The organism is Sphingomonas sp. PAMC 26621, from assembly GCF_000251145.1.
Classification (GTDB): domain Bacteria; phylum Pseudomonadota; class Alphaproteobacteria; order Sphingomonadales; family Sphingomonadaceae; genus Sphingomonas.
The window spans coordinates 61,697-73,084 of the sequence record NZ_AIDW01000015.1 but is presented as its reverse complement, the minus strand read 5'-3'; the positions used below and the strand labels follow the sequence as shown (position 1 = coordinate 73,084).

General features: G+C 67.1%; 7 protein-coding genes and 1 pseudogene. 3 read left to right on the top strand and 5 right to left on the bottom strand.

The genetic code is table 11. The features are described from left to right. Positions 1-4: 4 nt before the first annotated feature. The gene (locus RI03_RS07385) at positions 5-1,315 is read right to left on the bottom strand and encodes an ATP-binding protein (RefSeq protein WP_010216272.1); all 1,311 of its coding nucleotides are present in this window, start codon (positions 1,313-1,315) and stop codon (positions 5-7) included. Then, the gene (locus tag RI03_RS07380; RefSeq protein ID WP_010163190.1) at positions 1,312-2,025 is read right to left on the bottom strand and encodes a response regulator; all 714 of its coding nucleotides are present in this window, start codon (positions 2,023-2,025) and stop codon (positions 1,312-1,314) included. Before RI03_RS07380 ends, RI03_RS07385 begins: the two co-directional genes overlap by 4 nt. Before the next feature lie 184 nt (positions 2,026-2,209). Here RI03_RS07380 and RI03_RS07375 point away from each other — a divergent pair, with 184 nt between their 5' ends. From RI03_RS07375 to RI03_RS07365, 3 genes are all read left to right on the top strand, one after another. Continuing rightward, entirely contained in the window at positions 2,210-2,479 is a 270-nt protein-coding gene (locus RI03_RS07375; protein ID WP_238542306.1) for a hypothetical protein, read from the top strand. 199 nt (positions 2,480-2,678) lie between these two features. Then, entirely contained in the window at positions 2,679-5,051 is a 2,373-nt protein-coding gene (locus tag RI03_RS07370) for a TonB-dependent receptor (protein WP_026046532.1), read from the top strand. A 119-nt stretch (positions 5,052-5,170) separates the two neighbouring features. Then, on the top strand, positions 5,171-5,857 hold the full coding sequence (locus tag RI03_RS07365) for an NAD(P)H-dependent oxidoreductase (protein WP_010216267.1): 687 nt from the start codon (positions 5,171-5,173) through the stop codon (positions 5,855-5,857). A gap of 179 nt (positions 5,858-6,036) precedes the next feature. On the opposite strand, the gene RI03_RS24285 is transcribed toward RI03_RS07365, so the two are convergent. From RI03_RS24285 to RI03_RS07350, 3 genes and pseudogenes are all read right to left on the bottom strand, one after another. Continuing rightward, positions 6,037-8,775: a TonB-dependent receptor gene (locus tag RI03_RS24285; RefSeq protein ID WP_010216265.1), complete on the bottom strand. Its 2,739-nt coding sequence runs from the start codon at positions 8,773-8,775 to the stop codon at positions 6,037-6,039. 233 nt (positions 8,776-9,008) lie between these two features. Continuing rightward, positions 9,009-10,870: pseudogene (locus tag RI03_RS07355) on the bottom strand (acetyl/propionyl/methylcrotonyl-CoA carboxylase subunit alpha). A 1-nt stretch (position 10,871) separates the two neighbouring features. Then, the gene (locus tag RI03_RS07350; RefSeq protein ID WP_010216263.1) at positions 10,872-11,357 is read right to left on the bottom strand and encodes a nuclear transport factor 2 family protein; all 486 of its coding nucleotides are present in this window, start codon (positions 11,355-11,357) and stop codon (positions 10,872-10,874) included. Positions 11,358-11,388 lie beyond the last annotated feature (31 nt).

Genomic DNA, 11,388 nt, shown 5'->3' with positions numbered 1-11,388 from the left:
CGGGTTACGAGACTGTCGGAAGCCGGATCTCGGCCCGCAGTCCGCCCTCCGGTCGGTTGACCAGCGACAGCGTCCCCTTCTCCAGCGCAACCGCGCGCACCACGATCGCAAGACCAAGCCCCAACCCCAGCGTATCCCGACGACGTGCGGTATCGAGCCGAACGAAGGGCTCCAGCACGCTCTGCAACTGCTCGGGCGGAATCCCCGGGCCGTTGTCCTCGATCGTCACGACCACCGCGTCGGAGGTTTTCGTCAGGCCGATCGTCACTTCGGTCCCGTGGTGGAGCCCGTTATCGACCAGATTGGACAGCGCGCGCTTCATCCCCAACTGGCGGAAGACGTGCTCCAAATGGTACGGTCCGACATACTCGACGGCACGCCCGTGATCGACCGCATCGTCCGCCAGTGTCGCGCACAACACCGCGAGATCGGCGAGCACCGGCTTTTCGGGATCGTCCTCGCCGCCAAGGAACGCGAGCAAGGACCCGACCATGGCGTCCATCTCGGCAACGTCGTCGAGGATCTCGTCGCGGACCGGCGCGGACTCGATGCTTTCCGCGCGCAACCGCAACCGTGCGAGCGGAGTCCGGATATCGTGCCCGACCGCCGCCAGCGCCTGCGTCCGGTCGGTAATCAACTGCTGAATCCGCGCCTGCATCCGGTTGAACGCGGTGATCACGCGTCGCACTTCGGCGGGGCCTTCCTCGGCAAGCGGTTCCGACTTGCCCATGCCGAACCGATCCGCCGCGCTCGCGAGCAGCCGCATCGGTCGCAACGTCCGCCCGATCAGCCCGCCGCCAAGCGCCATCACTGCCGCCGCGATGCCGAGGGCGATTAGGATGCGGCTGCGCGACTCGTCCAGGCTGTCGATCGCCTCGGCGGTGCGGAAGTGGATCCAGCTACCATCGGGCAAGGCGGCACCGCCGGTGACGAACGATCCCGTCCCGGCGGGTTCCAGCCGCATCCGCAGGGGAGCCGATTGCAACACGGGCTCCCATGCGAGCACCTTGCTCCGCATTTCGGAAAGCGAGCGGTCGCTCGGCGGGGGGGCATCCGCCTGCCATGCCATCGCATAATGCGCGGTCGACACCGCCCGCGCCATTTCCGCGCGCTCCGCCGGCGGGCGCGTTGCCACCAGCCGACGCGCGATCACGAGATGTTCGGCCAGCCGCCGACCCTCGTCGTCGCGCACCGAGAACTGGCTCGCGCGTTCGTACAGCACCGTGCTCATCGCGAACTCGACAAGCGTCGCGAACAGCAGGATCGCGACGACCCGCCCGATCAACCCGAGCGACGGTCGCACGAAGTGGGTCACGTGCGCGCGACGGTCGCGTTGAACATATAGCCGACGCCGCGCACCGTCACGATCGGCGGGGGCTGGTCATCGACCGAGAGCTTGCGTCGCAACCGGCTGACCAGCACGTCGACACTGCGATCGGTGCTGTCGCCCATGCGGGTCCGCGACAGTTCGATCAGCCGTTCGCGCGCGATGACGCGCCCGGCATGATCGATCAGGCTCGTCAGCAGATCGAATTCGGCACCGGTGAGATCCACCACCGCCCCGCTCGGTGACCGCAGCTCGCGTCGCGGGAGGTTGACCGTCCAGCCGTCGAAACTGATCAACCCCTGCTCGCGATCACGCGTATCGCGCGGCGCATCGACCCGGCGCAGCACCGCACGAATCCGCGCGGTCAGCTCGCGCGTACCGAACGGCTTGGCGAGATAATCGTCCGCCCCCAATTCGAGCCCGACCACCCGGTCCGTCTCGCTGCCACGCGCGCTGACGAAGATGATCGGTACGTTGCTCTGCTGGCGCAGCTTGCGGCAAAGCTCGATCCCGTCGGTGCCGGGCAGCATGATGTCGAGCAGCACGAGATCGACCGGTCCTGCCTCCATCGCCAGCCACATTTCGGGGGCGGAAGCAGCCGGACGAACCATATAGCCGTGTTCCTGCAGCGCCCGGGTGGTGAGCGTCCGCAGCGCGGGGTCGTCCTCGACGAGAACAATCGTTGGGGGTGTCGTCATATGCAGCGCGTAACCGTTGGGGAGCCGGAATTGTTTCGGTACGGTTGCGGGCCCGCGCGGTCAACGGACCATGACTTTCCGTTACGGCCCGCGGCGAGCAACGTTTCCTCACACGCCAGCGAAGGGCTGGCAAGACGCCTGGCGTATCTGGTGGTCATCGAACTCCCTCGGAGATTGCACTGTGATGTTCCGCCAGATCCTTACCGCCGCCGCGCTTCCCGTGCTCGTCCTTGCCGCCGCTCCGGCCTTTGCCGGCGGTAGCGCCGACCGTGCGACCGCGATGTCTCGCACCGAGCAGACCGCCTTCGCGCGGTGCCAGCTCCGCCAGCCCCATATGCAGACCGGAAAGGGCCTGATCTTCCAGCCGCAGAATTGCCGCCAGATCGCCCGTTCCGAGATTGCCGCGCTTTCGCCGAAGCTCCCCCTGGCTTCGCGCGAAGTCGGGCTCGACTGAGCCAAAGCTCCAGCGACCCGCGGGACCGTCGTTCCCCCCACCCTGATCCTCGACGGTTCATGACCAGACTTTGAAGCCTCGGGAAACCGGGGCTTCTTTTTTGTCTCGTGCCAATTCGCGCGAGACACCTTCGTATCGTTCGCTATATCCCAAGGAATATAGCGAGTCGCCGGTCTGGCGAGGGAACGACGGGGATTGCATGCGAACAGCGACTTGGGCCGTCTTGATCTCGACGGCGGCGTTCATCATCGGCGGCGCCAGTCCCGCCGCGGCGCGCGACGCGTCGACGGCGCCGGCCGCGGCGACCTCGGACGATAGCGAGATCATCGTCACCGCCCGCCGCCGCGACGAGGACCTTCAAACCGTCCCGCTCGCGGTCTCGGTCGTCGGGGGAACATTGATCGACCGGTCGTACACGGTGAATACGCAGCAGCTCAGCCTGCTGGTGCCGAGCCTGACCTACAGCTCGGCCAATCCGCGCAATACCGCCTTCACAATCCGCGGCCTGGGCAGCAGTATCGTTGCGGTGAGCCAGGCGAACGACGGTCTGGAGCCCGGCGTCGGCTTCTATGTCGACCAGGTCTATCACGCGCGCCCGGCGACCGCCGCGTTCGATTTCTCGGATATCGAACGGATCGAAGTGTTGCGCGGCCCTCAGGGTACGCTGTTCGGCAAGAATACCACGGCGGGCGCGATCAACATCGTCACGCGCGCACCGACCTTCACCGCCGAGGCGAGCGAGGAACTGTCGGTCGGCAGCTATAATTTCGTCCAGGCCAAGGCATCCGCCTCAGGCCCACTGGTCGGCGACACGCTCGCGTTCCGCGTCTCGGGGCTGGTCACTCGCCGTGACGGCACCATCCGCAACGTTGCGACCGGCGCGCGGCAGAACGGGATCGGCAATCAGGCGATCCGCGGCCAGTTGCTGTTCCGCCCCACCACCGATTTCTCGCTCCGGCTCACCGCCGACTTCACCAATTTCGAAAGCGAATGCTGCACGCAGGTGTACCTGCGCGTCGGGCAGAGCCTGCGCCCGGGGGCACGGCAATATCCGGCGCTTTCGGCGGGGCTGAACTATGCGCCCCCCAGCACCAACCCCTATGACCGCAAGACCGACATCGACGCGCCGCTCGGCGTTACCACCAACGAAGGCGGCGTCTCGGCAATCGCCGACTGGAACCTCGGGTTCGGCACGCTCACCTCGGTCAGCGCGTGGCGGTTCTGGAACTGGGATGCGGCGAACGACCGCGACTATACCGGCGTCCCGATCCAGCTGATCCAGCATATCCCGTCGCGGCAGGACCAGTTCAGCCAGGAACTTCGCCTCGCGTCGAACGGCGATCACCCGCTCGGCTATGTCGCGGGGCTCTATGTCTTCGACCAGAAAATCGTCGGCCGCCCCAACAGTGTCTATGGATCGCAGGCGGCCTATTGGCTGATCGGCCCCACGACCGGCACCGGCGCGAGCACCGTCCGCGTCCCAACCAACCTGCTCGACGGCTATGGCACCGATGGCAGCACGCGGCTGAAACAGGACAGTTATGCCGCCTTCGCGGAGCTCAATTACAAGATCCTGCCCCGGATCACGCTGACCGGGGGGCTGCGCTATACCTATGAGGTCAAGGACGGCACGTATGCGACCTACGTCTTCGGCGGGTTGCAGACGACCAACACCGCGCTGCTCAACGCCAAGCTCGGCGTGCTGCGGCCGCAAAGCTACGATGCGCATGACGACGAGAGCAACCTGTCGGGCCGCGCCAATATCGCGTGGCAGATGACTGACCGCGTGCTCGCCTACGGCAGCTATGCGCGCGGGTTCAAATCGGGCGGGATCAACCTGTCGGGTCTGCCGCTCGACGCGCAGAACCAAGCGGTGCTGACCACTGCATTGATCCGCCCCGAGCGCAATCAGACCTATGAAGTGGGACTGAAATCGCAACTGTTCGACCGGCGACTGACGGTCAATCTCGCAAGCTATCTGACCGACGTTCGCGATTTCCAGGCGACGCTGGTCGACAGCTCGCAAACGGTCGCGCTGCGCGGCTATCTGTCGAATATCCCGAAAGTGACGGTGAAGGGCGTCGAGGCCGACGTCACCGCACAGGTTACCCGCACGCTGCAACTGCGCGCGAACATGGCGTACGCCAACGGCCGCTACTCCAACTATCCGGCCGGCCCGTGCCCGCTTGAACTCCAGACCAACGCGACGACCGCGTGCAACCTGACCGGACGTCCGCTCGCGGGCCTGTCGAGATGGTCGGAGACGATCGGGCTCGACTATGCGCAGCCGATTGGACCGGGCGCTATCGTCCTGCACGCCGATTCGAACTTCCGCTCGAGCTATTACGGCGACCCGACGCTTTCGCGCTACACCCTGATCGACGGGTTCAACCAGACCAACGCAAGCCTCGGCTTCCACGCGACGAGCGGGCTGGAAATCGCGGTCTTCGTGCGCAATCTGTTCGATTCGAACTATATCCAGAACCTGACGATCCAGGCCGGCAATTCGGGCCTTATCCTCGGCACGCCCAGCGAACCGCGCACGATCGGCATTACGTTGCGCGCGCGCTAGTAAAGCCTGCGTATCTCTACGGATGGCGCCGCGATCCAGCGGGGCGCAGGATCGCCCAAACGCAAGGTCCGGCTTGGCCAAGGGGGCGAGCCGGCGCGTCCTCTATCCGGAGATCCGCCGTGGCCCATTTCGACAGCACTCCCCCCGCGCTTCGCCATGTCGTCGTTCTCGGCCATCCCGCCGAGGGCAGCTTCAACCATGCCATCGCCGAACGCTATTGCGAAACGGTCCGATCCTGTGGGCAGGAAGCGGACCTGCGCGATCTGTACGTCCTCGATTTCGACCCGCGTCTGCGCGCGGACCATCGTCCGGGATCGCTTGGCAACCACCTGTCATCGGACGTGTCGCGCGAACTCGGGTTGCTCAGGCAGGCCGATGTCGTGGTCTTCGTCTATCCCTTGTGGTTCGGCATGCCGCCCGCGATCATCAAGGGCTATGTCGACCGCGTGCTCGGCGCCGCGCTGACCCCGGATTCGATCGCGCACAACGTCCCCGACGCGGTGCTCGACGGCCGCACCTTCGCGACCCTGTCGACCTCCGCGACGACACGCGCATGGCTCGAGGAACAGGGCCAGTGGCAGTCGCTCCATCAGGCATTCGATCGCTACCTGCTGTCGATCTTCGGGATGGCGGATGGCGGGCACACCCATTTCGAGGCGGTGGTCGACGATCTCGACCCGCAATATGCGCGCGAGATGCTGGAAACGGTCGAGCAGACCGCGCGCGCCTTGTGCAGCACTCTCGCCGCCGCACGTCATGCGATCGGCGCGCGGCGCGCGCTCGAAAGCTTCGCGATCGCGGAGTGAGGGAGCGGGCTTGCCATACTCTTGGAATTGCTTCCCTGGTGACGGCCGCGGCCCAGTAGCGATACCATTCGACGGCACACACCGCGCTTCGTTACCGCGACCCCTTCGACCGGGCCCCGGCCTTCGCCGGGGAAGCGCTCAGGATGAAGGGCAAAACCGCCCCGAGGGCATTGAACCGTTCAGAAAAACAGCTTCCGGACCGACACCCGCACCGTCCGCCCGAGCGGGTTGAGATAGCCCGGCTGATACGCCACCGGCGTCGTGCCATTGGCGTCAGTCACGCGCTGGCGCGTGTCGAACAGGTTATCGACCGACACCGCGACCCGCATCCCGCGCACCCACGGATGCGCCTTGACCAGATCGAGCCGCTGCCCGAGATCGCCGAACAGCCGCACCCCGACCGTCCCGAGCCCCGAGAAGCGGAGGTTCTGCGGGTTGCCAAGCGTCCCGCCGTTGACATCGGTCGCGCTCTGCCAATTGGCCGAGAAGCGCACGCCGAGGCCGTTGTTGTTATAGCCCGCCTGCCCCTCGAGCTCATGGCGCGGCTGCCCGCCGCTCGATCCGATCGCATCGCCGTTGAGCAGGTCGAGCGCAGGTCCGCCCTGGACGAGCACGCGATTGGTGAAATGCCAGGTGTGATACAGCGCGAACTGCAACCGTCCGCCGGCATTGCCCCGCCCGCCGCCGCCGAACCCGCGACCGCCACCACCGCCCGGGCCACCAGCACCACCGGGGCCACCCGGACCACCGGGACCACGACCGCCGGCCGCAGGACCGTCTCCAGGCCGCCCGCCCCCCGGCGGGCGCAGCCCCGCGAACGGGTTCGGCCCGGTCCCGGCGCGAAACGCCTCGAACTGCTTCTGAAGCTTGGACTTGAGCGGTGCCGAGAAGTTGATCCCCCACCGCAGTTCGGACCGGCTCGTCTCGGCGAAATTGATCGGCCGCGTATCGAGCCGTTGCAGCACCCCGTCCGCTCCGCGCGTGAAGCGATCGGGGAACGCCGTTTCGATCGCGGCGGTCGCGGTCGGGAACGCGACGATCGGGTTCTCCACCCGCGCCTGGACATAATTGGCGGACAGCGTGAGTTGCCTGGTGCTCCACGGCTTGAGCGTCGCGCCGACCTTGACCGTATGGCTGTTGCTCGCGCGTAAATTGGGGTTGCCCCCCGACAGCGTCGTCACCACCGCATTCTGGCCCAGCACATAATCGAACACCGCGACGTTGGGCGTGGTGATCTGCGGGTTGCCGAGCTGTTGCGGGGTCGGTGCGCCATCCTGGTCGGTGACCGACGCGATGATGCGTAGCGGGACGACCGGTGACCAGTTGAGCCCGTAGCCGATCGTCTTGAGCGTCCCGAAATCCGAAAGCTGGTCGACCGCGAAATTGCCGTTGACCGAAAGGCTCCCGATCGCCCCGAGCACATCCTTGCCGCGGCTGGTGAGTGGTACGTCGAGGTTGAGCTGACCGCTCCCGGTCTTGCGCGACACCGCCCCGGTCGAGGTCAGCCCGGCGCGAAACGAGCGGCTGCTGAAATCGTTGATGTCGCCGCCGAGATGGACGCTCGTCGTCACGTCGCCCGCGGGCAGCTTGAATAGGCTGCCGGTGAACAGCGCGTCGACCTGCGTCTCGTTCGATACCGAATAGCCGAAGTTCGACGGCAGCGGGCCGATCACGCCCGGGGTCAGCGCCCCGAACGGGTTCGCCGTCGGATCATTGCCGAGCAGCCGCGCTTGGAACGCGCTGGTGTCGAGCCCGGTGTCGGTGAAGGTCTTGGCCTCGCTGTGATCATACGCGCCGGTCACCGACCATTGCCACGTCCCGATCGTGCCGTTGAGCACCGTCCCGAAATGCGCTGCGACGGTCGACCCATGTTGCGCGAGCGGGAGATAGTCGCCGGTCAGTGCGCGATCGACCACGACCGTATTGGCGAACGGCGAGAACGGGTTGCCCGCGGGCAGCGTCAGCGCGACCGTCGGTAGCCCGAGCAGCGAATCGCTGCTGGTCGTACCCAGCGTCCCGTTGAACGTTGCAGACACCTTGCCGATCGAACGGGCATAGGTCGCATTCGCGTTGAACGTGCGAGTCTCGGGCAACAGCGTGCGATAGCGCGTCACGTCGGTCGCGTTGGCGCGCCCGGCGGTCCCTGCGAAATCGGCGAGCGTCGGGTTCGTGCCCGGCACGCCCGCGATCGTCGCAGTGCCGAGCGCGGGATCGATCACCGCGCCGCCCACGCCGACGACATTCCCGCCGATCGCGAACGGTGTCGGCGTGCGGACGATCCCGCGCTCGTCCTCGGTCAGCGCGTTCGCGCCCTGATATTCGAGGTGAAGGTTGAGCCGCCCGGTCCGCGCAATCTTGAGCAGGTCGAGTTCGGCCTGCGGCGCGTTGCGCCCACCCGCGGTCGCAAGCCGGTCCGCGAGTTCGACCGTCGCTGCCCTGAATCGGCGGCGGAGCACGAAGTTGACCACCTTCTGGTCGGCGCGATAGCCGTATTTCAGCGCGACTTCCTCGGGCAGGATATCCACGCGCTGGATCGCCTCGGTCGGCAAGTCGCGGATTTCCTGGAAACCCGAGATGCGCTTCCCGTCGATCAGCACCACCGGCGCGCCACCGCTGCCGCGATCGCTGCGGATCTGCGGGCTGAGTTCGGCGAGCAGCTCGGTGACCGATCCGACGCCGTAGGAGCGGATGTCGGCGGGGCTGAGTTGCTGTTCGGGCGGAATGTCGCCGACCACCGACCCCGGCTGGCGCGCGCCTCGCACGACGATGTCCGGACCGTCCTCGCCAGCGTCCGTACCGCCCTCGCCCGCCTCGGGCGCCGGGGTGGTCGGCCGCGCAGGCGGAGTCACCTGTTGGGCAAGCGCGAAGCTCGGGGTCGCCGCAAGCGCGAGCGTAAGCAGGACAGTCGATCGCGTCATCGGGGTTCCGGTCGTTGGCAGGGCGCGGCGTGGGAGCTGCGGTATCGCGCAAGTGTCGCAAGATTGTGCCGGTTGCTGGCACGCGACAGAAAATCGGACAGTTCCAGGTTCGAAAAGACCGGATCATCACCGCGACCGTCATCTCGGCGTCAGGCCGGAATCCACCGTGGTCCTGACCGAACCTTGCACAGGACACGCGGCACGGTGGATGCCGGGTCAGCTGCAAAGACAGCCTACACCGACTCCCGCCGCGCGATCCGGACCAGCACCATGCCCTCGCTCACCTGTCCGCCGCTTGTCGCCGAAAGCTCGGCGACGGTGCGTCGAACGGCGCGGTCAGGCTGTGCTCCATCTTCATCGCTTCCAGAGTGACGAGCTTCTGTCCCTTGGTCACGGCATCGCCCGCCGCGACGTCGACCGCGATGATCCGCCCCGGCATCGGCGACAGGATCGCACCGTCCGCCGCAGCCCCGGAGGCGGTCCCGTAAGGTCGCCACAACCGGTACGACCGCGCCTCGCCAAGAGCGAACAGCGTGATCTCGTCCTCCGCCAGATCGTCATCGGACGTCACGTCGTCGATCGCATGGACCGTCCCCGCCTGATCGACGATCCGCACGGTCCGCCGCGCCGCGCCGTTGAGCCGGAACCCGCTCCCCGTCGTCCACGGCGTGCCGTCGTCCCCACTTACCAGCGCGGCAGCAACCGCGTGCAACGCGGCAGCCTCGGTTTCCGGCGGCTGCGTCAGCGCATCCCCCCGCCGCGCGATCAGCCCGGTGTCGACCGCCCCCGAACGGAAATCGGGATCGCTGCACAACCGCCCGAGGAACCCCGCATTGGTCTGGACCGGCCACACCTCGACATCGGTGGTCGCGTCCCACAGCCGGTCGATCGCGGCGACGCGCGTCGGCGCATGGACGATCAACTTGGCGATCATCGGATCGTAGAACGGCGACACCGCGCCGCCCTGCTCGACGCCGGTCTCGACGCGCGCATCGTCGGGGAGCACGAGATGCTCGAGCGGCCCGGTCGACGGCAGGAACCCGGTCGACGGGTTCTCGGCATACAGCCGCGCTTCCATCGCCCAGCCGTTGATGCTGAGCTCGTCCTGCCGATGCGGCAGCGGCTCGCCGCTGGCGACACGCAGCTGCCACTCGACCAGATCGACCCCGGTGATTTCCTCGGTAACGGGGTGCTCGACCTGCAGCCGCGTGTTCATTTCCATGAACCAGATCCGGTCCGCGCGCAGCCCCTCGCTCGCGTCCGCGATGAACTCGATCGTCCCCGCGCCGACATAGTTCACAGCCTTCGCCGCGCGCACTGCCGCGGCGCAGATTGCAGTGCGGGTTGCTGGCGTCATGCCGGGCGCGGGCGCTTCCTCGATCACCTTCTGGTGGCGACGCTGGAGCGAACAGTCGCGCTCGAACAGGTGGACGACGTTGCCCTGCGTATCGCCGAACACCTGCACCTCGAGATGGCGCGGCGACAAAATGTACTTCTCGATCAGCACGCGCGCGTCGCCGAACGACGACGCCGCCTCACGCTGGCACGACAACAGCCCGTCGGCGAACTCTTCGGCCGCCTCGACCCGCCGCATCCCCTTGCCGCCACCCCCGGCGACCGCCTTGATCAGTACCGGATAGCCGATCGCGTCCGCCTCGGCACGGAGCCGTTCGGGCGACTGGTCCTCGCCGAGATACCCCGGCGTCACCGGCACGCCCGCCGCGATCATCCGCGCCTTGGCCGCGTCCTTCAGCCCCATCGCGCGGATGCTGTCGGGGTTGGGTCCGACCCAAATCAGCCCCGCGTCGATCACCGCCTGCGCGAAATCGGCGTTCTCGGAGAGGAAGCCGTAGCCCGGATGGATCGCCTCCGCGCCGGTTTGCTGCGCGGCGGCGATGATCTTGTCGCCGACCAGATAGCTTTCGCGCGCCGGGCTCGGCCCGATGTGGACCGCCTCGTCCGCCTCGCGGACATGGAGCGCCTGCGCGTCGGCGTCCGAATAGACCGCGATCGTCCGCACCCCCATGTGGCGCGCGGTGCGGATGATGCGGCAGGCGATCTCGCCGCGGTTGGCGATGAGGAGCGATTGGATCACGTCAGTTCTCGCAAGGTGTCGTCCGCGACGACCAGGTGATGTTCTGGACCAGCCAGCGCCCGTTCTCGCGGACCAGATCGAAATGATCGTAGCCGCAGTGATGGCGCGTGCCGTTGATGCTGAAGGTATAGGGTGCCCACACCATGGCGATGTCGCCGTCGATCTCGATCGCGGGGGTGGCGATCCGCTCCTCGAACCGCTCCGCGCCCGGCGTGAAGCGCGCGAGCAGCTCGGCGCGGGTCATGTGCTTGACGGTGCGCGTGCCGTCGACGTTCTCGCTCGCCGAGGTGGCGGTCGCATCGGCACGCATCGCGTCGCCGATCCGCGCGGCATCCCGCGCGCCGATCCCGGCGAGCAGCGCGGTGACGGGGGCGAGGACCTGCCCCTCTTCGTTGGCTGGCGGCGGCAGGCCGGTGCCCTTGGGGAGCGGTTGCACCGGGGTGACTTGCGACGACATTTGCGCAAGCAGCGCGAGGATCATGAACATGGCGGGCACTCCGGCAAATTCCTCCCCGAGC

Bases quoted from the DNA above. Each gene is read 5' to 3' on its own strand.
- RI03_RS07380 (WP_010163190.1), bottom strand. From the start codon at position 2,025: ATGACGACACCCCCAACGATTGTTCTCGTCGAGGACGACCCCGCGCTG.
- RI03_RS07375 (WP_238542306.1), top strand. From the start codon at position 2,210: ATGTTCCGCCAGATCCTTACCGCCGCCGCGCTTCCCGTGCTCGTCCTT.
- RI03_RS07370 (WP_026046532.1), top strand. From the start codon at position 2,679: ATGCGAACAGCGACTTGGGCCGTCTTGATCTCGACGGCGGCGTTCATC.
- RI03_RS24285 (WP_010216265.1), bottom strand. From the start codon at position 8,775: ATGACGCGATCGACTGTCCTGCTTACGCTCGCGCTTGCGGCGACCCCG.
- RI03_RS07350 (WP_010216263.1), bottom strand. From the start codon at position 11,357: ATGTTCATGATCCTCGCGCTGCTTGCGCAAATGTCGTCGCAAGTCACC.